A 23,460-nucleotide genomic window follows, 5' to 3' on the forward strand; every position below is an offset into this window, starting at 1 on the left:
GCGCATCTGCGCTAGTCTGGCGCTATGAGCACCGCCATTTCCAGCATCCGCAACCTTGGCCCCGCGATAGAGGCCGCGTTCGCCCGCGCCGGTGTTACTAGCGCGGAAGACCTGCGCGCGCTTGGAACGGATGCCGCCTATGCCCGATTGCTGGCCCATGGCGTGCGACCGCATTTCATTGCCTATTACGTGCTGGAGATGGCCTTGCAGGGCCGCCCATGGAACGATTGCAAAGGCGCCGAGAAAGACGCGCTGCGCGCGCGCTTCGACGCGTTGAAGGCCCGGCACGGCGCAAAACCGGACGGGTTTGAGGCCATGCTGAACAGGATCGGGGTTGTCCCGGCGGATCGGATGCAGCCATGAGACGGCTTGTCGCACTATGCTTGGCGGGCCTGATTGCGGGCTGCGGTGGCGGGACAGAGGCGACGCGCGCGCCCAGCGCACCGCTTTACCCCGGAGAGACCCCGCAGATGCGCGCGCTGGTCCAGCGATACGCCGCGCGCCACGAGATACCCGAAGCGCTGTTGCACAAGGTCATCCAACGCGAAAGCGACTACCGCGCCGATGCCCGGAACGGGCCGTATTGGGGGCTGATGCAGATCTTGCCGCAAACCGCGCGCCAGATGGGCCATGACGGGCCGCCCGAAGACCTGCTGCGCGCCGAGGTCAATCTGGAATATGCCGGCCGCTACCTGAAAGGCGCGTATCTGGTCGCAGATGGCGATCTGGACGACGCGGTCATGTGGTATGCGCGCGGCTATTATTACGAGGCGCGGGATCGGTGCCTGCTGGTCGAAACCGGGCTGCGCGCGCGTGAAGTGCGGCGCGATTGCCGGACCAGATAAGGGGGGCGCTCGCGCCCACCTCGCCAGCCCGAGGGGCTGGCTCACCCCGCAAGAGCATGTCGCGCAAAAGTGGTACGCGGTTTTGCGTTTGAGACATGCGACAAAGAAACTTGACGCGGGCGAGGGTATAGTAATGCCCCCGCCCGCGTCTGGATATTTGTGCAAGGATGAAAGGGTCAGAAAGACCAGATTTTGGCGTCTGTGGCCATCATCGCCGCACCCATGGCCGGGGGGGCTGCGACGCCCACGCCTTCCATCAGCACGGATTGATCCGCGCCAAGGCCGGGCAGGTAGATGGCGCAGACTTCGACCGTGACACCGCGACCCATGAGCATTTTCATCAGGCCTTGGGGCGATGCATCGCGCGGGGGCTGCGGCGCGGTGGCGCTTTCGGGCGCATCGGCAAGGGCAATATCGCCGCCGGGGCCACAAAGCAGGATGCGCGCTTCTGCGCCTTGCTCGACGGCGGCGGCGGTCAACACCATGGACATAAGCTGGGTTTGCGCGTTGTCGCTGGTCACAATGGTGACAAGCTTTTCGGCACTATCGGCAAATGCGCCGCCTGCGGTGGCAAGGCCAATGGCGGCGGCGGCGATCAGGGAACGGGTGGTGGACATGGGATAATTCCTTTCCAAAAGTCAAACCGGTAAGTTCGGTTCGACTTTGGTGTGCCTTACCCATGCAACAATTCAAACATGACGATCTGACGCAGTTTGCGATTTATTCCGCATACCACCAGACATCGGGCTGAAAACCGATCCAATCGCCATAGGCGGGCAGGGTGTCTGGGTATTTCAGCGCGGCATCATGCGCGATGCGGGCCCGGTCGGTGAACCAGAAGGGCACGACATGCCGCCCGGCGGTCAGCACGCGGTCCAGCGCGCGGGTGGCGGCGACGAAATCGGCGCGCTCTGTCGAGGTCAGCAGCCGTTCGATCAGCGCGTCTATGGCGGGGCTTTGCACCCCCATCCAGTTACGCGATCCGGGCGTTTCGGCCGCGTCAGAGCCCCAGTAAAGCCGCTGTTCCGCGCCGGGGCTAAGCGACAAGCCGCGCGTGTAATGCGTGACGTCGAAATCGAACGCATTGGTGCGTTCGGTATATTGCGCGCTGTCGATCTGGGTGATCGTGACCTGCATTCCAAGGCGGTTCAGGGCCTCGGCATAGATTTCGGTGATGGCAGGAATATTCCTAGCCCCCTGGCGAATCAGGATGGTAAATTCGAAGGGCACACCTTCGGCATTGCGCAGCACGCCCCCATCATCCACCTGCCAGCCGGCATCGGCCAAAAGGGCCATGGCCGCGCGCATATTGCGGCGGTTGGCGACCGATCCGTCCGAGGCGGGCAGCGTGTAGCCTTCAAGCGTGCCGGGCGTCAGGCTGTCGGCAAAGGGGGCAAGGAACTCTGCCTCGCGCCCGGTGGCGGCACCCGGTTGCATGGCCAGTTCGGAATTCGAGAAATACGATGTGATGCGCGGCTCTTGCCCGTCATTCACCACCTGCGCGATATATTCGAAATTGAAGGCGTGGATCATCGCCTCGCGCACGCGCCAATCGGCGAAAAGCGGGTTGCGTTGGTTCATCACGAAGCCGGTAATGCCCGATGGGCGGCGATGCGGGATTTCGGATTTCACGACCTCGCCCGCTTGCACGGCGGGAAAATCGTAGCGCGTGTTCCATGCATTGGCGCTGGTTTCGCGCATGGTGGTCAAAAGCCCCGCGGTGAAAGCCTCGAACATGGCGGTGGAATCGCCGAAAAACTCCATGCGGATTTCATCCAGATTGGCCTGACCGCGCATGAAGGGCAGATCGCGGCCCCAATAGTCGGGGTTGCGTTTCAGCACGACAGAGCGCCCGGCTTCGAACCGGTCCACGACATAGGGGGCGGACGCGATGGGAATTACAGAGGTGCCCGATTCGGCGAAATCCACGCCCTCCCATTGTGCCTTCTTCAGCACCGGGCGCAGGCCCAAGATCAGGGGCAATTCGCGGTCGGGTGCGGTGAATGTGAAACGCACGGTGCGCGCGCCCACCGCTTCGGCCTTGGCGACACGCGCCCAAGTGCCATGGTAGCGCGGATGACCGATGGTGCCGAGAGTTTCGAATGACCACAGCACATCCTCTACCGTGACCGGGCTGCCATCCGAGAATCGGGCCTCTGGTCGCAGGGTGAATTCCACCCAAGAGCGCGCCTCGTCCACCTCTATCGATTCGGCCAGAAGCCCATAGAGCGTGAAAGGTTCATCCCATGACCGGCCCATCAGCCCTTCATAGGCAAGATACTGCAACTGCCATGGCGTGTTGCCTTTCAGGATATGCGGGTTGAGCGAATCGAAGCTGCCAACCTCGCCCTGCACGATGCGTCCACCCTTGGGCGCGTCGGGGTTGGTATGGGGCAGATGCGCAAAATCTTGGGGCAGGGCTGGCTCGCCATACATAGCTATGCCATGCGTGGGCTGCGACACTGCGGCGACAGGTGCCACCGCAGAAAAGGTCAGCAGCGATAGCGCGGCAAAAACAGGGCCGAATCGGGTTTGCATGGCGGTGACTCCGTGGTCGTTTCTGGTCAGCGTTTCGCCAGACGCTACAGTGCGTTCCATGGCTTTTCAAACTTTTAGCTTGGAACCTTCGGGTGGAAAGGTTATATCTTGCTTACTGCTCGATAGGTTTCTTGCCTGTATGAAACCTGCCTCAATGACTTGCGCCCGCCTTGTGCGGGCGCTTTTTTTTGGCCCTTGGTTCGACATGGCTGGAATCCCTGTTGCAAGCCGATATGCTGCGTAGCAGCGTAACAGGAGGGATATCATGCAGCTTGCCGGAAAACGCGCCATCGTCACCGGGTCGAATTCGGGGATCGGTCTGGGAATTGCGTGGGAACTTGCGCGCGCGGGTGCTGATGTCGTGCTCAATTCCTACACGGACACTGCCGAAGACCACGCCTTGGCCAAGGAAATCGCGGCGGAAACAGGGGTTTCGGTGCGGTATATTCCGGCCGATATGGCACAAGGCGAACAGTGTCGCGCCTTGATTGAACAAGCCGGCGGCTGCGATATTTTGGTAAACAATGCAGGTATCCAGCATGTTGCCAAGCTGGAAGAGTTTCCGGGCGGGAAATGGGATGCGATCATCGCGATCAATCTGTCGTCAGCCTTTCACACCACGGCTGCGGCCCTGCCGGCGATGTATGCTCAAGGCTGGGGTCGAATCATCAATATCGCCTCGGCGCATGGGCTGACCGCCAGCCCCTATAAATCGGCCTATGTCGCGGCCAAGCATGGCGTGGTCGGCTTGACCAAGACCACCGCGCTGGAAGCGGCGGGCAAGGGCGTGACCTGCAATGCCATCTGCCCCGGCTATGTGCTGACGCCGATCGTGGAAAAGCAGATCCCCGACCAGATGAAAACCCACAACATGGACCGCGAGACCGTCATCCGCGAGGTCATGCTGGCACGCCAGCCTTCGGGCGACTTTGCCACCGTGGAGCAGATGGGCGGAACGGCGGTATTCCTGTGCTCTGACGCCGCGGCGCAGATTACCGGGACCACGATCTCGGTGGATGGTGGCTGGACAGCATTGTGACGGCCGCGCACTTGGGCGCGGTCACGCCGCTGGTCTTTCGGGCAAGCTGACATGGGTAGGGCAGGGATGAAACGGATCAATCTGGCGCTGCAAGGCGGCGGCGCGCATGGCGCCTTCACATGGGGCGTTTTGGACCGGCTGCTGCAAGAAGACGATATAGAGATCGCGGCGATTTCCGGCACCTCTGCGGGCGCGCTGAATGCCGCTGCGCTGAAGGCGGGCATGGTGCAGGATGGGCGCGCGGGTGGCCGCGCGGCGCTGGATGCGCTGTGGCACAGAATCGGCGCGGTGCATGATCTGCGCCTGACTGGCTGGATCGCGCAGGCCTTGCCGCCTGTGGGGGTTCTGAACACATGGGCGGAACGGTTCATGCCGGTCTCTGCCATGGATGCCGCCGCGCTGGTCGCCAGCCCCTATGCGCTGGGGCCGCTGTATCGCAACCCGCTGCAACCCATTGTCGAAGGGCTGGCCTTTGACCGGGTCTGTGCGGGCGTGGGGCCTGCGCTGCACATTGCCGCAACCAATGTGCGCAGCGGCAAGATCAAGGTGTTCTCTGGGGCCGAGCTTGCGCCAGAGGTGATCCTTGCCAGCGCCGCCCTGCCAACCTTGTTCCAAGCGGTCGAGATTGCCGACCCCGCCACCGGCCAAACCCATGCCTATTGGGATGGTGGCTATACCGGCAACCCGGCGCTGTTCCCGCTGTTCAAGCGCGATTTGCCCGATGATATCCTCGTGGTCAGCATTAACCCGTTATTTCGCGATGATGTTCCCAACACGCCGCAAGAAATCCAGAATCGGGTGAATGAGATCAGCTTCAATTCCTCGTTGTTGCGGGAATTGCGCGCGATCCGGTTCGTCAAGCGCTTGATCGGGGAAAACCGGGTCGAGCGCGGCGCCATGAAAGATGTGCTGTTGCACATGATCGCGGATGATGCCCTGATGACCAGCCTGTCGGTCACAACCAAGCTTACGCCGACGCCGTATCTGCTCCACACGCTTAAAGAGGCCGGGCGCAAGGCCTGTGATGGGTTCCTGACCCGCCACAAGGACGATCTGAACCAACGTAGCTCGCTTGATCTGGATGCAATGTTCGACGATTCCCAACAATCTTAGGTTGTTGTTTCTGAATTTGTAAATCTGGGGTTGAATGCTGCAAGCCCTGTCGCTCAAATGCGCAAGAAACGGGGTCTTTAGGCATTTACCATGAATAATATTTTCATCCTGTCCGCATGTCGCAGCCCCATTGGCAGTTTCGGCGGCGGGCTGTCAGGCGTGTCGGCCTTGCAGCTTGGCACGCATGTTGCCCAAGCGGCGATTGCGCATGCAGGGCTGGGCGCAGAGCGGATAGAGCATAGCGCCTTTGGTATGGTCAGCCTGTCGGAACCCGATGATCTGTATCTGTCGCGCATTGTCGCGATGCGCGCGGGTGCGCCCGAAACGGTCAGCGGGGTGAATGTGAACATGCTCTGCGGCTCTGGCCTGCAAGCCGTTGTGCAGGGCATGCAGACGCTGGCCTTGGGCGGTGCCGATGTGGCGCTGGTGGGGGGCGTGGAAACCATCAGCCGCACCACGCATCTGCTGCCAGCGGCGCGGTTTGGCAAGCGGCTGGGCGATACCATGGTTGTTGACCTGCTGGATGCCGCGCTGACCTGTCCCTTTGGCCGTGTCAAACTGGGGGTGACGGCGGAAACCTTGGCGCGCGAATTCCAGATCAGCCGCGAAGCACAAGACGATTGCGCGCTGCAAAGCCACATGCGTGCCCGCGCCGCGCAGGAAGCAGGGCGATTGGCCACGCAGATCGTGCCTGTTGACCTGCCATGCGGGCGGGTGGTCGCGCAGGATGAAGGGCCGCGCGACACCTCTGCCAAGCTGCTGGGGCGCTTGCCTGCGGCCTTCGTGCCGGGGGGCAGTGTGACGGCAGGCAATTCCGGCGCGCTTGGCGATGCGGCGGCGGCGCTGGTGCTGGCGCGCGCGGTGCCCAAGGGGCACACGCCCATGGCGCGGATCACGGCTGCGGCGCAAAGCGGGGTGGACCCGTCGCGCATGGGCTATGGCCCGATTCTGGCCGTGCGCAAGCTATTGGCGCGAACGGGCCTCGGCATCGACGATTTTGACCTGATCGAATCGAACGAGGCTTTTGCCGCCCAAGCCCTTGTCGTCGCCCGCGAACTGGGTCTCGATCCTCTCCGCGCAAATCCTGATGGTGGCGCAATCGCGCATGGCCACCCGGTTGGCGCGACCGGCGCAATCCTGACGGTCAAGGCCGCGCATGGGTTGGCGCGCGCGGGCCGGGGCCGCGCGCTGGTTGCCATGTGCGTGGGCGGCGGGCAGGGCATTGCAGTGGCGCTTGAAGCCGTCTGAGACGGCAGGCGCATAAGCAAGCCGGCAGCGCCATGCGCAAACGGCTGGACCGTGCCGGACCCCGCCCAGACCGCCAACGCAAAAGGGCCGCCCCGAAGGCGACCCTTTGAAACTGGCTGCTGGCTTGCGCTTATTGCCGCGCGATGGCGGCGGCTTCCAGCATGGCATCGGTCGGAACAAAGCCGCGGATCATCTGGTCGCCCATCACAAAGGTTGGCGTGCCGGAAATCTGCAACCGCTGCGCCAGCGCGCGATTGCCTTCGATCACATCGCTGACCGTATCGCTGTCCATATGCGCCACGATCTCTTCCAGTTCAAGGTCAAGCGAGTCGGCCACATCTTCCAGATAATCCGGGGTGATCGACCCTTCATAGCCCATCAATTCGACATGCACGCTTTCATAAGCCTCTGGTCCCGCCAGATCGAGGACCGAGATCGCAAAGCGCGACGCAAGCTCTGATTCCGCTCCAAGGATGGGCAGTTCCTTAACGATCACGCGGATATTGTCGTCCTGCTCCAGCAGCGCGTCCACTTCGGGCAAGGCGCGTTTGCAAAAGCCGCATTTGTAGTCAAGGAACTCGACCAAGGTGACATCGCCCTCGGGGTTGCCGCCGACCCATGACATCGGGTCGTTGAACAAGGCCTCGGCATTGGCCTCTATCAGGGCGCCGTCCATATCGCCTTGGGCTTGTGCGTTGCGGCGCTCGAATTCGGCGACGGCTTCGAAAATCACTTCCGGGTTCTGCAAAAGGTAAGCGCGCACCTGTTCGCCAAATTCCGGGTCCACCGCATCGGGCGCGGCTGGGGTTGCGCCCAGTGGCAATGCGGTTTCGGTTTGCGCCGCGGATTCCGGTTCAGGGGCCGCGCCGCCGCCCCCGCTGGTCAGCACGATCAGGCCCAGCGCCGATGCCGCAAGGCATGTGCCGATCAAGGCGGAATCGCTCAGGGGAAGTGTCATATCTGGCTCCTGTATCAAAATGCGGCGCGCGCAGTCCCGCGCTTTCCGTCCAGTTAAATCTTGCCACGGTCAGGGAATCAACCCTGACGCTTGCGACTTTTCGGCCCGATTGCATCAACTTGCACAAAATCCCGTGTGGTCGGGGCGCGGGGCTTTGCCGTAAGCATCATCCGGCGTTAGACTGCGGTTGATCGCGGCAAACCGCGGCAGGGCAGGGCATGACACGGGTTAGCAGTTTCATTCTGGGCGGGCTTTTGCTGGTCTTGGCCTTGGGCGGTGGCGGCGCATGGGCGCAAGGCGCGGTTCAGGCCCGGGTTGATCCGGCGCAAAGCACGCTTTCGGCATCTGGGGATGCGGTGGCGCTGCGCTTGTCGCTGAGCCAGCCGGTTCCCTACCGCGTGCGCCTGTTGCCCAATCCGCCGCGCGTGGTGATGGAGTTCAACACGCTGGATTGGCAGGGGCTGGACTGGCCAAAGGTCGCGGGGCTGCGCGACTGGCGCTACGGCCATCGGGGCGACGGTTGGGCGCGGATGGTGCTGGACCTTGGCTTTCCAATGCTGCCCGATGTTGTCGCCCAGAGTGTTGACGCGCAAACCGGTCGCGCAGAGGTCAAGGTCACGCTGCGCCGTGCCGCCCTTGAAGCGTTCGAGGCCCGAGCCACGAATGAAGCAGATTTCGTTGCCCGCTATTCCGACCATTTGCTGCACGCGTCAGCACCTGCGGCCACGCCATCTGACACTGCCCGACCTTTGCGCGTCATGCTGGACCCCGGCCATGGCGGGCTGGACCCCGGCGCGGTGCGCGACGATCAGTCAGAAGCGGCGCTTGTTCTGGCCTTCGCGCAAACGCTGCGCGCCGAATTGGCGCGGCGCGGCGGGTTCGAGGTGCATATGACACGCGATGCGGATGTGTTCGTCTCGCTCGATCAGCGGTTGCGCGCGGCGCGCGAGGTGCAGGCAGACCTGTTCTTGTCGCTGCATGCCGATGCGCTGCCCGAAGGGCTGGCCAGCGGGGCCGCGGTTTATACCTTGTCAGAGGATGCCAGCGACCAGACCGCCGAAATTCTGTCCACCCGCCACGCGCGCGACGACCTGCTGGCTGGCGTTGATTTGTCGCGCAACACGGATGAAATCGCCTCGGTGTTGATGTCGGTCGCGTGGCAGGACACAAAGCTGCGCAACGCGGCGCTGGCGCAGGCGCTGGCCGAAGGCATTGGCGCGGCCGGTTTGCGGCTACACCGCCGCCCGGTGCAATCGGGGGCGTTTTCGGTGCTGCGCGCACCGGATATGCCATCGGCGCTGCTGGAGCTGGGCTTCATGTCCAGCCCGCGCGATATGGCCCGGCTGCAAGACCCGCAATGGCGTGACGTGATGGCGCGCGCCGTGGCCGATGCGCTAGAGCACTGGCACAGCGCCGACCGCGCGCGCCGCGCGGCCTTGCACCGCTAGGCGCGACCAAGGACATGTCTGCCCCAGCAGCACCGGCAATCGGCAAAGTCGCGCGCATATGTGACCCATCGGCTTTTGACCTTGCCCCCCCGCACTTGTATAAGCGGCGCATCAGGTCAAAAGGTGGTATCGGTGCTGCGCGCGATTTTTTCTTTCTTCGGCGGAATTTTCAGTTTTCTGATTACCGGAATGCTGGCCGCTGCCCTGCTGATTGCAGGCGTGTTCTGGCATTATGCCCAAGACCTTCCCAGCCATGAACAATTGGCCAATTATGCGCCCCCATCTATTAGCCGCATCTATTCGGGCGAGGGGCGGTTGATTGACGAATTCGCGCAGGAACGCCGCCTGTTCACCCCGGTCGAGGATATTCCCGATCTGATCAAACAGGCCTTCATTTCTGCCGAGGACCGCAATTTCTATGTTCATGGCGGCTTTGATCTGCGCGCCATCGGGGCGGCGGCCTACCAAGCGGTGCAGTCGCGCGGGCGCAACGTGCGCGGGGCGTCCACCATCACCCAGCAGGTGATGAAGAACTTCCTTCTGTCGGGCGACCGCACCGGCGAGCGCAAGATCAAGGAATTGATCCTTGCCAGCCGGGTCGAAACCACGTTGACGAAAGACGAAATTCTGGAACTGTATCTGAACGAGATTTTTCTGGGTCAGAACAGCTATGGTGTAACCGCCGCCGCGCAGACCTATTTCAACAAGACGCTGGATGAAATTACGGTCGAAGAAGCGGCATTTCTGGCCGCGCTGCCGCAAGCGCCTTCGAATTACCACCCGGTGCGCAATTACGACCGCGTCGTAGCGCGGCGGGATTATGTTTTGGGAGAGATGCTGCGCAACGGTTATATCGACCGTGCCACGCATGACCGCGCAAAAGATTTGCCGCTGCGCACCGTGCAATCTGGTGATTTTCCCAGCCCGCGCGATGCTATGCCGCCGCGCGACTACTTTACCGATGAGGTGCGCCGCCAACTGTCCGACAGCTTTGGCGAAGACGAATTCTTTGGCGGCGGTCTAAGCATCCGCGCCACCGTTGATCCGGAAATGCAGGACAAGGCCGCCATTGCGCTGCAACGCGCGCTGGAAGATTACGACCGCAGCTTGGGCGAATTGCGCACCACGGGCGAAACCATCCCGGCAGAGTTGCTGGGCCGCGAAGAAGATTGGCGCGCGGCCTTGGCAGAGCTGAGCCTTGCACGCGATATCAGGCTTGGCAATCGCTGGCACCCTGCCGTTGTGCTGGAAGTCAGCCCCGACCGCGCGCGGCTGGGCATTGAAGGTGTCCCGAGCGATCGCAACGCGCCGCATGTGGTGGACCGCCCCGATATTGATTGGGCGCGCGGGTCATTGTCGGACAACCTGAATGTGGGCGATGTGGTTTATGTGCGCGCCATCACCTCTGACGAGGATGGCAGCTTTCTGCGTTGGTCGCTGCGCCAAGTCCCCGAGATTCAGGGCGGGTTCATGGCGATGGATGTCAATAATGGCCGCGTGATTGCCATGCAGGGCGGGTTTTCCTACCAGCAATCGGTGTTCAACCGCGCCACGCAGGCCCAGCGCCAGCCGGGATCGGCCTTCAAGCCCTTTGTCTATGCCGCGGCGCTGGATAGCGGCTTCACGCCCGCGACCATCGTCATCGACGCGCCAATCGAGATTGACACGCCGCAAGGCCTGTGGCGGCCCACCAATGCCTCGAACCAGTTCTATGGCCCGACGCCGGTGCGAACCGGCATTGAACGCTCGCGCAACCTGATGACCATCCGGCTTGCGCAGGAAATCGGTATGGATGTCGTGGGCGGCTATGCCGAGCGTTTCGGAGTGTATGACCGGGCACAGACCTTTCTGGCCAATGCCCTTGGCAGTCAGGAAACCACGTTGTTTCGGATGGTTGCGGCCTATGCCATGTTCGCCAATGGCGGCGAGCGGGTTGAACCCACCTTGGTTGACCGTGTCCAAGACCGTTACGGGCGCACCATCTACCGCCATGACCAGCGCGAATGCGTGGATTGCAGCGAAGCGTCGCTGGCGCAGGGCCGCAAACCCTGGATCAGTTCGACCCGCGCGCGGGTGATGGACGAGGTGACGGCCTATCAGCTAACCTCTATGATGGAAGGCGTGGTGCAGCGTGGCACCGCGGCCAATACCATCAACCTGCCGGTCCCGACCGCGGGCAAGACCGGCACCACCAATGACGCGCGTGATGTGTGGTTCGTGGGGTATACGTCTAACATCGTGGCCGGGTGCTATCTGGGCTATGACCAGCCCAAGCCGTTGGGGCGTGGGGCAGGGGGCGGCAGCATGTGCGGCCCGGTCTTTAACGAATTCATGCAGCACGCCATCGAGAAATATGGCGGTGGGCGCTTCCGCGTGCCCGATAACGGGTATTTTCTGAAAATCGACCGGGTGACGGGCGCGCGCTTGCCCGATGATGCCAGCGGCTCGAACGTGGTGGCCGAATTCTTCCGCGAGGGCGAAGAGCCGATCTTCGGCTTGGCCGCGATCATTGACGGCGGCTTTGCCATGGGGGGCGACCTGCCCATGTTCGAGCCCGGCGAGCAATATGATGCGCTGGAACGCGAGGATGCCGGGCGCGGCACGCCGCCGCCACCGCCGGGGGCCAGTTTCGGCACGGTCACCACGGGCGGGCTGTATTAGCGCCGCACTTGCCCCGCCCGGAACGGCAAGCTATGCACCGGGCTCAACACACATTCCCTTTGAAGATGGACCGTCGCAATGCGCTCTGAAACGCTTGGCCTGATCGAGCAGATCCGCAAATCCCTGACCCTGTTGGGACAGCGCATGGATATCGAAACCGCCCCGCACCGGCTGGAAGAATTCGACGCCATGACCGAAGACCCAGAGTTGTGGAACGATCCCGCCCGCGCCCAAGCGCTGATGCGTGACCGCCGGATGCTGTCGGATGCGCTGGAAACCTACCGCTCGATCGCGCAGGAATTGGAAGACCAGATCGGCCTGATCGAACTGGGCGAGGCCGAGGGCGACGCCGATGTGGTGGCCGAGGCCGAGGAAGAATTGCGCAAGCTGGCCAAATCCGCAGGCGAAAAGGAACTGGAAGCCCTGCTGAACGGCGAGGCTGACAGCAACGACACTTTCCTAGAGATCAATGCCGGCGCAGGCGGCACGGAAAGCTGTGACTGGGCGTCGATGCTGGCGCGCATGTATGTGCGTTGGGCCGAGAAGAAAGGCTACACGGTCGAATTGATGTCCGAAAGCGCGGGCGAGGAAGCGGGCATCCGCTCTGTCGCCTATAAGATCAGCGGTCATAACGCCTATGGCTGGCTGAAATCGGAATCGGGCGTGCACCGCTTGGTGCGCATTTCGCCTTATGACAGTTCCGCCCGGCGGCATACATCCTTCAGTTCTGTCTGGGTTTACCCGGTCGTGGACGACAATATCGAGATCGAGATCAACCCATCCGATATTCGCATCGACACTTACCGCTCTTCCGGGGCGGGTGGTCAGCACGTCAACACCACCGATTCTGCGGTCCGCATCACGCATATCCCGACCGGCATTGTCACCACCTCTAGCCAGAAATCGCAGCACCAGAACCGCGAAATCGCGATGAATGCGCTGAAATCACGGTTGTATGAAATGGAATTGCGCAAGCGCACCGAAGCGATTGAGGCCGCGCACGATGCCAAGGGCGATGCCGGCTGGGGCAACCAGATCCGGTCCTATGTTCTGCACCCCTACCAGATGGTCAAAGACCTGCGCACGGGGCATGAAACATCCGACAGCCAAGGCGTGCTGGATGGGGCGCTGGATGGGTTCATGGGCGCGACGCTGGCCATGGACGTGTCGGGCAAATCGCGTGCAGAGGCCAACGCAACCGATTGACGGACAAATTGTCGCAGCTATCATTGTGCTTTCTTTATCAGGGAGAGTGCCATGACGACGACAGAGTTATCCAACACGTCCCAACGCCCTGCGGTGTCCACGATTGGCACCGATGACCTTCGCGCGGCCCTTGCCGCCGGATGGGCCGATTTCAAACGTGCCCCTGCCTTTGGGCTGTTTTTCGCGCTGGTGTATGTCGCGGGCGGGTTGGCGCTGTGGTTTGGCCTTGGTGCCATGGGCCAGCCCGTTTGGTTCGTGCCGATTGCCGCAGGCTTTCCGCTATTCGCGCCCTTCGCCGCGATTGGGTTGTACGAGGTCAGCCGCCGACTGGAACGCGGCGAGCCGCTGTCATGGCCTCCGGTGTTAAGCGCGCTGCGCGGGCGGGGCGACGGGCAACTGGCGCTAATGGCGGTCGGTGTGCTGATTGTGTTCGGCTTCTGGATTATCCTTGCGCGCGGGGTGTTTGCCATTTTCATGGCCCGCAGCGGCATCGGCTTTGACAGTCTTGGCCTGCTGGCCAGCGCCGAAGGCGTGTTCATGCTGCTGGTCGGCAGCGCCATCGGTGCGGCCGTAGCGCTGGCGCTGTTCGCAGTCACTGTCATTTCCTTGCCCATGCTGCTGGACCGCGAGGTCGATTTCGTGACAGCCATGATAACCTCTGTCGAAACCGTGCAGCGCAACCCGCGGGTTATGCTGACATGGGCCGCCATCATTGCGGGGTTGTTGTTTGCAGCCATGATCCCGGCCTTCTTGGGGCTGTTCGTGGTGCTGCCGGTGCTGGGCCATGCGACATGGCATCTATACCGGCGCAGCGTTGGCTAAGCAGGCAGGGCAGGGCAGTGGTCCTGCCCTTTTATTTGTCTTGCATGACAGATTGTCGCACCCCTATCCTTCCCAAAGGGAGGACCAGCCATGTCAGACAATATCAGCACCGTCGCGCCGCCATCCGTTATCCCCGAACCACGGGTGATTTCCACGCGCGACATTCCCGATCTGCTGCGCGCGGGCCTGCATGATTTCAAACGCGCGCCAGCCTTCGGCCTTGTGTTTTCAAGCGTCTATGTTCTGGGCGGCTTGGTGCTGTATGCGGTTTTCATGGCCTCGGGCCAAAGCTGGTGGTTCATTCCGGTCGCGGTCGGCTTTCCGCTTTTGGCGCCCTTTGCCGCAACTGGGCTATACGATGTCAGCCGCAGGCTGGAAGCGGGCGTGGCGCTGGATTGGTCGGCCATTCTTGGTTGCGTCTTTGCGCAAAAGGACCGGCAGGTGCCGTCCATGGCCATGGTCATCATGCTGGCCTTCATGTTCTGGGTTTTTGTCGCGCATACGACCTTTGCGCTCTTCTTTGGCCTGCAACCCATAACCAGTTCGACCGCTGACATGCTGCTCAGCAGCACCGGCCTGACCATGCTGGCGGTCGGGGGTATCATTGGCGGGGCAATGGCGGCGGTCATGTTTGCCCTGACCGTGGTCAGCCTGCCGCTTTTGCTGGACCGCGAGGTGGATTTCATCACCGCGATGATAACCTCTGTCCGAGTGGTCACGCTGAACCCCGTGCCAATGGCGCTTTGGGCACTGACGATCGCGGCCCTGTTATTTGTCGCAATGCTGCCGGCGTTTCTGGGCCTGTTTCTGGTCTTGCCGGTGCTGGGCCATGCGTCTTGGCACCTGTATCGGCGCGTTTTACCCTAAAAAAACGTCAGCGTTTCAAGAACATTCCGCCGACACCAGCGCGATTGCCCCTGTTTTTGCGACGAATATTCGAATTTTTCGCGCAGAAATCGGTGCGCGGACTTATTTTTGTCGTTTTTTGTTGGCAGCGTGAAGGTCGAATATGTTAATGAACCCGGTGTGTGTGGAAAGGGTGGTTAAGGGTGCGTTTCCGCGCGTCTTGCGCGCCGCTGCGTCACACATGATCGTTTGTGAGGTGGGAAGATGCCTGAAGTTGTTGCGAATGGTTTGATTTTGCTGGACGAGGGTGGTCAGGTGACCGCGGGTAGCTTCGGCGAAGTATACAGCTGTGGCTGCGACGACCCGACGCGCGAGCTGATGTCGGTTGAAGACAATGTTGTGTTTGATGTTCCGGACGGAACACCGGACGGCACCATTCCCTACGGGTCCGAGGTGGTGGTGGGCGGTGTTCCCTATGAACTCACCGAAGCTTATAGTATGTGGGGCGTTTACACGTTCATCGATGTCGATACCGGTGACTTGGTCGAATACAGCGGGCAAACCATCGCGCTCACAATCACCGCTGCTGATGGCAGCACGCTGTCCTACATCCGCCCCAGTGATGATGTCATCCGCGACCCCGACTTCCCATCGACGGGGTTTGCACTTCGGTCAATTGAAGTTGCGTCTGACCCCTTCCTGTCGCCCGGTATCACATCGGGTGGGGCTGATGAGGTCAAGATTTCCCTTACAACTGACATAGAAATCAGCTGTTTCGTGGTTGGCGCGCTGGTCGATACCGACCAAGGGCCGAAGCCGGTCGAGCAAGTCATGATCGGCGACCATGTCCTGACCCGCGACAATGGCTATCGCGAGGTAAGGTGGATCGGGCACCATGCCCAGACGGCAGCGTCTTTCGCGGCACGCCCCGACCTTGCCGCCGTGCTGGTAGCCAAAGGGGCGCTTGGCGAAGGGCTGCCAGTGCGCGACATGCGCGTGTCGCCGTGGCACCGACTGTTGATCTGCGGTCAGCGGGCCGAACTGATGTTCGGCGAATACGAAGTGCTTGTGCCTGCGGTGCATCTGGTCGGCCAGCCGGGCATTACCCGTGAAACCACGCCGCAGACCTATGTCCATCTGATGTTCGACGAACACCAGATCATCCGCGCAGATGGCGCTTGGAGCGAAAGCTTCCAACCCGGCGCGAAAACCTTGGCCGGGATCGGGGCGGAGCAGCGCGCAGAGTTGCTGGCGCTGTTCCCGGAACTGGCCGAGAAAAGCGGGCAAGACAGCTATGTCTCTGCGCGTTTGTCGTTGAAGGAACACGAAGCGCGCGCGCTGCTTGCCGCCTGACACGCGCCATCTGGCAAATCTGCGTCGCACTTGCAAAACCCCGCCCTTCGGACGGGGTTTTTTGCTGTCCGCCTTATGGGGGAAACCGGCCCAGCGGCGCAGTGTGTTTGCCTGAGGGGGTGGACACTTGCAAGATCGCAGGGCAATCTGCGCAAAACCCGCGAAGGAGTCCATCATGCCTGCAAAAACCGAACGTGGCGCTCTTTTAACGCTGTTTGCGGTGGTCGGCTGTCTGTGGTTCGGACTGCACGCGGTTGAGTATGTCGCCGCGCGCTATGCGCCCCTAGCGGCCATGCTGCCGCTGCCCGATGGTTACGGTCTGGCCATGTTGCTGGAATCGGTCCCGGCATGGGCCTCTGGGGCGATTGGCGCAACCGTTTGGCTGGGGCTGCTCGGCTCGGTTCTGCTGTTGCTGCGTGACCGTGCCGCCGTATTGGTGTTGTCGGTCACGGTTCTGGCGGCGCTGGTGTCGCTGGTCTGGGGGGGCATGGCCATGATTGATGGTTTGGGCACCTTGGGCGGCGTTGACGTGGTGCAATTCACCGGGTCACTGGTTGCAGTGGCCGTGGGGTGCTGGCTGTTCGCCCGTGGGGCCAAACGGTCCGGCACGCTCTGAGCGCGCGCATTTTTCGCCTGTAACATCGCGCCGGGGTCCTTTGCCCCGGCCAATTCCATTTCAAGTTGGAGCAAGCCATGTTCATCCGGTCCAATCTCGCAGAGGCAATCGGCAACACCCCCCTGATCCGGCTTAACAAGGTCAGCGAAGCCACCGGCTGCACCATTTTGGGCAAGGCCGAATTCCTGAACCCCGGCCAGTCCGTCAAGGACCGCGCGGCGCTTTACATCATCCGCGACGCGGTTGCGCGCGGCGATCTGAAACCGGGCGGCACCATTGTAGAGGGGACGGCGGGCAATACCGGCATTGGCCTTGCGCTGGTCGGCGCGTCGATGGGGTTTCGCACCGTCATCGTCATTCCCGAAACCCAAAGCCAAGAAAAGAAAGACATGCTGCGGCTGGCCGGTGCGCATCTGGTAGAGGTGCCTGCCGTGCCCTATAAGAACCCGAATAACTACGTTAAATATTCCGGGCGTCTGGCGGCAGAACTGGCCAAGACCGAAGCCAATGGCGCGATCTGGGCCAACCAGTTCGACAACACGGCCAACCGCCAAGCGCATATCGAAACGACCGCGCCCGAAATCTGGGCGCAGACCGATGGCAAGGTCGATGGCTTTATCTGCGCCGTCGGCTCTGGGGGCACGCTGGCCGGTGTTGGCGCGGCCTTGCAGCCCAAGGGGGTCAAGGTCGGGCTTGCCGACCCGGCGGGTGCCGGGCTGTTCAAACTGTATACCGGGCAGGACAACCCCGGAGATTCGATTACCGAAGGCATCGGGCAGGGGCGGATCACCGCCAATCTGGAAGGATTCACCCCAGATTTCAGCACCCGCATTCCCGATGAAGAGGCGCTGCCCTATGTCTTTGATTTACTTGCCGAAGAGGGTCTGTGCCTTGGTGGATCTTCTGGTGTGAATATCGCCGGGGCGGTGCATATGGCCCGTGATATGGGGCCGGGCCATACCATCGTAACGATCTTGTGCGATTACGGCACGCGTTATCAGTCCAAACTGTATAACCCGGCCTTCCTGCGCTCCAAGGGGTTGCCGGTGCCCGCGTGGCTTGACCGGGACGCGCCCGATCTGCCCGATGTTTACTCCAAGGATACTGACTGACTCATGCACTTTCTTCACATCGTTCTGACCTATCTGCTGCTGGGTTTGCTTCCGGTTGCGGCAAGCGCGCAAACAGCCCCCGAGCTGGAACCGAGCGCCGCGCCTGTGGCCCAGCAGCCCGACTATGCGGCCTGGAACACGCGCGCAGACGCGATCGAAGCCGAGCTGGAGCGGCCCGATGTCACGGTCGAGCGGCTGGAAGCGCTGCGCGCTGAACTGGTCGCGTTCCGCGCCCAGTTTCAAGAGGGGCGCAATGTCAACGAACCGCGTATTGAAAGCCTGCGTGCGCAGATAGATGCTTTGGGGCCAGCCCCAGAAGACCCCTCATCCGAAGCCGCCGACATCTCGGAACGGCGCGCGGCACTTGCGGCGGAACTGGCCACCGTGCAAGCCCCGCGCGCGGCTGCGCAAGAGGCGTTCAGCCGGGCCGACGCGCTTGTCCGGCGTGTTGACACGTCAATGCGGGCGCGGCAGGCCGATGTGCTGCTGGCGGTCGAACCCTACCCGTGGAACCCGGCCAACTGGATTCCGGCCGTGACAAGCGTTGTCGACTCCTCGGCCCTTGTGGCGCAAGAGTTCAACAATACGCTTGGCAGCACATTGCGTATGCGGCAATTGCGCGAAAACCTGCCAGTGATCGGAGGCTTGCTGATTTTCGGCGCGTTCATTTTGCTGCGGGGCAGAGCAGGCATTGAACGTCTGGTTTTGGCCATGCGCAGCGGCACGGTCGGCGCAAAAGTGCTGGGCAATTCGCCCAAAAGCCAACGACTGCTGGGCCTATTGCTATCCTTTAGCCAAGTGATCGTCCCAAGCCTTGCCGTGATGGCGCTGTATTTTGCCGCCGTGTCCAGCAGCTTGCTCGGCGAGCGCGGCAGCGCGATCGCGGAATCCATCGCCGGTTTGGGCATTATCTACTTTATCGCGCGCTGGATCGGGCTGTGGCTGTTTCCATCTTCGGGCAGCTTATACTCTCCGCTGCTGCTGACCGATGGGCAGCGCACCCAAGGCCGCGTTCTGGTAAACCTGTTGGGCCTATTCAGCGGCCTGTATGAGGTCGCATTGGCCGCATTGGGCAATGAACGCGCCCCCGCCGCGGCCGTGTCTGTCATTGCCTTTCCGCTGATTGTGCTGACCGCGATTGCCTTGTTCCGACTTGGGCAATTGTTCATCCAACACGCCAAGGCCAATGCGGTATCGGGGCAGGATACTGCCTTCAAGGACCGTGCCATCGGGCTTGTGGGGCGCGCGCTTTTGGCTGTTGCGCTTCTGGCGCCGACCCTTGCGGCGCTTGGCTATCGCAACGCGGCAGAGGCGCTGCTTTACCCGTCCATTGCATCTGTGGCGTTGTTTGCGGTGCTGCTGCTGTTCCTGCGCCTGATAGAGGATATCTACGATCTGGCCACAAAGCGAACTGACGATTCACCCGAACCGTTGGTGCCGGCATTGCTGGGCTTTGTTCTGGCAATCGGGTCTTTGCCGCTATTCGCGCTGATCTGGGGTGTTCGGGGAACCGAAATCTCAGAATTCTTCGCGTTGTTGCTGCAAGGCTTCCAGATTGGAGAAACCCGGATCGCACCCAGTGCGCTGTTGGTGCTGATCGTGGTTTTCGCAATCGGCTATTACATCACACGGCTGCTGCAAGGGGCGCTTGGCACCACGGTCCTGCCGAAAACTCGAATCGACAAGGGCGGGCAGAAGGCCATCATCTCTGGCACCGGCTATATCGGTATCTTTGTGGCCGCGCTGGTGGCCATTTCGACCGCCGGGATTGACCTGTCAGGGCTGGCCATCGTGGCAGGTGCCTTGTCGGTCGGCATTGGCTTTGGCTTGCAGAATATCGTGTCGAACTTCATCTCGGGGGTGATCTTGCTGATAGAGCGCCCGATCGCCGAAGGCGACTGGATCGAGGTGGGGACCACGATGGGGACCGTGCGCTCTATCTCTGTGCGCTCGACCACGATCGAGACCTTTGACCGAACCGATGTGATCGTGCCCAATACCGACCTGATTGCCGGGTCTGTGACCAACTGGACGCGCTACAACATGACCGGGCGGATTATCGTGCCGGTGGGCGTGGCCTATGGCAGCGATACGCGCCGCGTGCAGCAGATCTTGCAGGAAATCGGCGATGCGCAACCCTTGGCGCTGCTGGACCCTGCGCCCAGCGTGATCTTTGCAGATTTCGGTGCCGATGCGTTGATGTTCGAACTGCGCATGGTGCTGAGCGATGTCAGCCTTGGCCTGTCGGTGCGCACCGAAATCCGCCACCAGATCGCAGAGCGCTTTGCGCAAGAAGGGATAGAGATGCCGTTCTCGCAGCGCGATATTTGGTTGCGCAACCCCGAAGTGCTGCGTCCGGATCATCAGCCAGAACCCAAGGACGTGCCGCGCAGCGATGGTGCCCAAAAGGTCGCCATTCTGCGCCGTGACGAAATCGTCAATGACGGGTCGGATGGCGGCACAGGAGAGGGTGACGGGCGCTGAACCTTACCGCAACCACGGGTTCCGGCGGCGACCTGCTGCTGGAATATCGGTTCTGACAAAACGATACTGCGCCTCGGGGTGGGGCGGGTGGCCATGGGTGCGCGTCCAAAGCGCGCGCCCGCCACGGCGCAGCCAAAGCGGCAGCGCAAATACCACGCCCGCCACGAACCCGCCGATATGCGCCCAATAGGCGACCCCATCATCCGAGGGGCCAAGCCCGGCGAAGACCTGCATCCCGAACCAGCCGCCCAGCACCAACCACGCGGGGATCGGGATAATGCGGAAATAAACCAGCAAGAACAACAGCATATCGACCCGCGCGCGGGGGTAGAACAGCAGGTATCCCCCCAGCACGCCAGCAATAGCGCCAGAAGCGCCAACCATTGGGATATACGATTGCGGCTCTGACAGGTATTGCGCAAGCCCGGCGGCCACGCCGCACGCCAGATAAAACCCCAAGAAGCGCAGGTGGCCCCATTCTTCTTCCATGTTGTCGCCATAGACCCACAGGAACAACATGTTGAAGGCCAGATGCAGGATCCCGCCATGCAGGAATTGATGCGTCAGCAAGGTTTCGAAACTGAAACCTGCGCCAAGCGCCGCGGGCACCATGCCCCATGTCATGAAAAAGCGCATCAGCGCGGTGTCATTGGCGAACAGGCCATAATAGCTGATAAAAATCAGGATATTGGCCGCCAGAAGCGCGTAGGTCACATAGGGGCGTTTGCCCGAAGGGTTATGGTCCCGCATCGGGATCAGCATGTTTTCACCGGATGCAACCCAAAGGCCCGGCCCGCGCGGGCATTGCACGCGGGCCAGAGCATGGTCAGTCTGCTGTCAGAAGCGGCGGCTTGTTGCCGGTGATGCGCTTGGCGTCGGGGCCGTCCATGTCCAGCACCAGTTTGCCGTCGCGCAGGCGCACATGCACAACACCGCCCTTGGCCAATTTGCCGAACAGCAATTCTTCGGCCAGCGGTTTCTTGATGTGTTCCTGAATCACACGGCCCAGCGGGCGTGCGCCCATCTTGTCATCATAGCCCTGCTCGCCCAGCCAATGCGCGGCCTCTTCCGTCAGGTCGATGGTGACGTTGCGGTCCAGAAGCTGCGCTTCAAGTTGCAGAACGAATTTCTCGACCACCTGCATGATGATGCCGCGCCCCAGCGGGGCAAAGCTGATGACCGCATCCAGACGGTTGCGGAATTCGGGCGTGAACGTGCGTTCAATCGCGGCGGTATCTTCGCCCTCGCGCCGGTCGCGGCCAAAGCCGATGGCGGCTTTCGCCTGCTCTGCCGCACCTGCGTTAGAGGTCATGATCAGGATCACGTTGCGGAAATTGACCGTGCGACCGTTATGGTCGGTCAATTGCCCATGGTCCATGACCTGAAGCAGGATGTTGTACACATCGGGATGCGCTTTTTCGATCTCATCCAGCAGCAGCACGCAATGTGGATGCTGGTCAACACCGTCGGTCAGCAAGCCACCTTGGTCGAAACCGACATAGCCCGGAGGCGCACCGATCAGGCGCGAGACCGCGTGTTTCTCCATATATTCGGACATGTCGAAACGGAGCAATTCCACGCCCAGAATATCGGCCAGTTGTTTGGCAACCTCTGTTTTGCCCACGCCGGTCGGGCCTGCGAACAGGTAGTTCCCGATGGGTTTCTCGGGCTCCCGCAGGCCCGCGCGCGACAGTTTGATGGCCGATGCCAGCGCGTCGATGGCGGGGTCTTGCCCGAACACCACCCGCTTGAGCGAGCGTTCCAGATCGCGCAGCACTTCTGCATCGTCTTTCGACACGCTCTTCGGCGGAATGCGGGCAATCTTGGCGACCACGGCTTCAATCTCTTTCGGAGAGATGGTTTTGCGGCGCTTGGATTCGGCCAGCAAATGCTGGGCGGCACCGGCCTCGTCAATCACGTCGATTGCCTTGTCGGGCAGTTTGCGGTCGTTGATATACCGCGCCGACAGTTCCACCGCCGTCTTGATCGCGTCATTCGTGTAGCGAATGTCGTGATGCGCTTCGAAATGCGGCTTTAGCCCCATCAAGATCTTGATCGTGTCTTCCACCGTCGGTTCATTCACGTCAATCTTCTGGAACCGGCGCGACAAGGCGCGGTCTTTTTCGAAGTGCTGGCGGAATTCCTTGTAGGTGGTCGAGCCCATGCACCGCAGTTTGCCGCCTTGTAGCGCGGGTTTCAGCAGGTTGGATGCATCCATCGCGCCGCCAGATGTGGCACCGGCACCGATTACGGTGTGGATCTCGTCAATGAACAGCACGGCGTCGGGGTGGTCCTCCAACTCTTGCACGACAGCTTTCAGGCGTTCTTCGAAATCGCCCCGGTAGCGGGTTCCGGCCAGCAGCGCGCCCATGTCGAGCGAGAAAATGGTCGAGCCGGACAGAACGTCCGGGGTTTCCCCTTCGACAATCTTCTTGGCCAGCCCTTCGGCAATCGCGGTTTTGCCCACGCCCGGATCACCCACCAAAAGCGGGTTGTTCTTGCGGCGGCGGCACAGAACCTGAATGCAGCGCTCCACCTCAGAGGCGCGCCCGATCAGCGGGTCCACATCGCCCGCGCGGGCCTTCTTGTTTAAGTCCACGCAATATTTGCCCAGCGCGGTTTCCTTGGATTTCTCCTCGGATTTGGTTTGTTCGGCCTGTTCTTCATCGGCACCGGTCACGGGCCGCTCTTCGCTGAACTGGCTGTTCTTGGCCACGCCATGCGCAATGAAATTGACCGCATCATAGCGGGTCATATCCTGCTCTTGCAGGAAATAGGCGGCGTTGGATTCGCGTTCTGCAAAGATCGCGACCAGCACATTCGCGCCCGTCACCTCGTTGCGGCCAGAGCTTTGCACATGGATCGCGGCGCGCTGGATCACGCGCTGGAAGGCCGCGGTCGGCACGGCTTCGGACCCTTCGATATCGGTGACAAGCGAGGCGAGCTCTTCCTCGATGAATTCGAGCAAGGTGCTGCGCAACGTGTCAAGATCGACATTGCAGGCCTGCATAACGCGGTTGGCATCCGGCTCGTCTATCAGTGACAAGAGCAGATGTTCCAGCGTTGCGAATTCGTGCCGCCGGGCATTGGCCAAGGCCAGGGCCCCGTGGATGGATTGCTCCAGAGTGGTTGAGAATGATGGCACGTCAGACGCTCCTGTTTCCTGGATGG

Annotated in this window: 19 protein-coding genes; 14 read left to right on the forward strand and 5 right to left on the reverse strand. The window is 61.6% G+C overall.

What is annotated here, in order from left to right:
- Window positions 1–24: 24 nt before the first annotated feature.
- Complete coding sequence (locus AWT76_RS07910) at window positions 25–363, forward strand: TfoX/Sxy family protein (protein WP_072245870.1); 339 nt, start codon at window positions 25–27, stop codon at window positions 361–363.
- Window positions 360–845 (forward strand): transglycosylase SLT domain-containing protein, encoded by a 486-nt coding sequence (locus AWT76_RS07915; protein WP_072245871.1) that lies wholly within the window; start codon window positions 360–362, stop codon window positions 843–845. Before AWT76_RS07910 ends, AWT76_RS07915 begins: the two co-directional genes overlap by 4 nt.
- A gap of 176 nt (window positions 846–1,021) precedes the next feature.
- Here AWT76_RS07915 and AWT76_RS07920 read toward each other — a convergent pair whose 3' ends face one another.
- Both AWT76_RS07920 and AWT76_RS07925 read right to left on the reverse strand, forming a co-directional pair.
- Window positions 1,022–1,462: a DsrE family protein gene (locus tag AWT76_RS07920; protein ID WP_072245872.1), complete on the reverse strand. Its 441-nt coding sequence runs from the start codon at window positions 1,460–1,462 to the stop codon at window positions 1,022–1,024.
- A gap of 103 nt (window positions 1,463–1,565) precedes the next feature.
- Window positions 1,566–3,383 (reverse strand): extracellular solute-binding protein, encoded by a 1,818-nt coding sequence (locus AWT76_RS07925; RefSeq protein ID WP_072247585.1) that lies wholly within the window; start codon window positions 3,381–3,383, stop codon window positions 1,566–1,568.
- Between the two features lie 265 nt (window positions 3,384–3,648).
- On the opposite strand from AWT76_RS07925, the gene AWT76_RS07930 reads away from it, so the two are divergent.
- From AWT76_RS07930 to AWT76_RS07940, 3 genes are all read left to right on the forward strand, one after another.
- Window positions 3,649–4,422, forward strand: a complete 774-nt coding sequence (locus AWT76_RS07930) for a 3-hydroxybutyrate dehydrogenase (protein WP_072245873.1) — start codon at window positions 3,649–3,651, stop codon at window positions 4,420–4,422.
- A gap of 66 nt (window positions 4,423–4,488) precedes the next feature.
- Window positions 4,489–5,535: a patatin-like phospholipase family protein gene (locus tag AWT76_RS07935; protein WP_072245874.1), complete on the forward strand. Its 1,047-nt coding sequence runs from the start codon at window positions 4,489–4,491 to the stop codon at window positions 5,533–5,535.
- A gap of 90 nt (window positions 5,536–5,625) precedes the next feature.
- Window positions 5,626–6,783: a thiolase family protein gene (locus AWT76_RS07940; protein ID WP_072245875.1), complete on the forward strand. Its 1,158-nt coding sequence runs from the start codon at window positions 5,626–5,628 to the stop codon at window positions 6,781–6,783.
- 130 nt (window positions 6,784–6,913) lie between these two features.
- On the opposite strand, the gene AWT76_RS07945 is transcribed toward AWT76_RS07940, so the two are convergent.
- A complete protein-coding gene (locus AWT76_RS07945; RefSeq protein WP_141655911.1) occupies window positions 6,914–7,741 on the reverse strand; it encodes a DsbA family protein in 828 nt (275 codons plus the stop codon).
- A gap of 218 nt (window positions 7,742–7,959) precedes the next feature.
- Here AWT76_RS07945 and AWT76_RS07950 point away from each other — a divergent pair, with 218 nt between their 5' ends.
- The 9 genes from AWT76_RS07950 to AWT76_RS07990 all read left to right on the forward strand — a co-directional run bounded on the left by AWT76_RS07950 (window position 7,960) and on the right by AWT76_RS07990 (window position 20,289).
- Window positions 7,960–9,189, forward strand: a complete 1,230-nt coding sequence (locus AWT76_RS07950) for an N-acetylmuramoyl-L-alanine amidase (protein WP_072245876.1) — start codon at window positions 7,960–7,962, stop codon at window positions 9,187–9,189.
- Between the two features lie 132 nt (window positions 9,190–9,321).
- The gene (locus AWT76_RS07955; RefSeq protein ID WP_072245877.1) at window positions 9,322–11,850 is read left to right on the forward strand and encodes a penicillin-binding protein 1A; all 2,529 of its coding nucleotides are present in this window, start codon (window positions 9,322–9,324) and stop codon (window positions 11,848–11,850) included.
- A 78-nt stretch (window positions 11,851–11,928) separates the two neighbouring features.
- Window positions 11,929–13,056 (forward strand): peptide chain release factor 2, encoded by a 1,128-nt coding sequence (gene prfB / locus AWT76_RS07960; protein WP_072245878.1) that lies wholly within the window; start codon window positions 11,929–11,931, stop codon window positions 13,054–13,056.
- 51 nt (window positions 13,057–13,107) lie between these two features.
- Window positions 13,108–13,878: a DUF2189 domain-containing protein gene (locus AWT76_RS07965; RefSeq protein WP_072245879.1), complete on the forward strand. Its 771-nt coding sequence runs from the start codon at window positions 13,108–13,110 to the stop codon at window positions 13,876–13,878.
- 90 nt (window positions 13,879–13,968) lie between these two features.
- Window positions 13,969–14,745: a DUF2189 domain-containing protein gene (locus AWT76_RS07970; RefSeq protein ID WP_072245880.1), complete on the forward strand. Its 777-nt coding sequence runs from the start codon at window positions 13,969–13,971 to the stop codon at window positions 14,743–14,745.
- Window positions 14,746–14,988: 243 nt separating this feature from the next.
- Window positions 14,989–16,077, forward strand: coding sequence for a Hint domain-containing protein (locus tag AWT76_RS07975; RefSeq protein WP_082700145.1), 1,089 nt, complete (start codon window positions 14,989–14,991; stop codon window positions 16,075–16,077).
- Between the two features lie 175 nt (window positions 16,078–16,252).
- The gene (locus tag AWT76_RS07980; RefSeq protein WP_072245882.1) at window positions 16,253–16,693 is read left to right on the forward strand and encodes a hypothetical protein; all 441 of its coding nucleotides are present in this window, start codon (window positions 16,253–16,255) and stop codon (window positions 16,691–16,693) included.
- 77 nt (window positions 16,694–16,770) lie between these two features.
- Window positions 16,771–17,805: a cysteine synthase A gene (locus AWT76_RS07985; RefSeq protein ID WP_072245883.1), complete on the forward strand. Its 1,035-nt coding sequence runs from the start codon at window positions 16,771–16,773 to the stop codon at window positions 17,803–17,805.
- A 3-nt stretch (window positions 17,806–17,808) separates the two neighbouring features.
- On the forward strand, window positions 17,809–20,289 hold the full coding sequence (locus AWT76_RS07990) for a DUF3772 domain-containing protein (RefSeq protein WP_072245884.1): 2,481 nt from the start codon (window positions 17,809–17,811) through the stop codon (window positions 20,287–20,289).
- Window positions 20,290–20,292: 3 nt separating this feature from the next.
- On the opposite strand, the gene AWT76_RS07995 is transcribed toward AWT76_RS07990, so the two are convergent.
- Together AWT76_RS07995 and clpA are read right to left on the reverse strand one after the other, a co-directional pair.
- Window positions 20,293–21,048, reverse strand: coding sequence for a rhomboid family intramembrane serine protease (locus AWT76_RS07995; RefSeq protein WP_072247587.1), 756 nt, complete (start codon window positions 21,046–21,048; stop codon window positions 20,293–20,295).
- Between the two features lie 67 nt (window positions 21,049–21,115).
- Window positions 21,116–23,434: an ATP-dependent Clp protease ATP-binding subunit ClpA gene (clpA, locus tag AWT76_RS08000; protein ID WP_072245885.1), complete on the reverse strand. Its 2,319-nt coding sequence runs from the start codon at window positions 23,432–23,434 to the stop codon at window positions 21,116–21,118.
- Window positions 23,435–23,460 lie beyond the last annotated feature (26 nt).

Source organism: Roseibaca calidilacus (assembly GCF_001517585.1).
GTDB lineage: Bacteria > Pseudomonadota > Alphaproteobacteria > Rhodobacterales > Rhodobacteraceae > Roseinatronobacter > Roseinatronobacter calidilacus.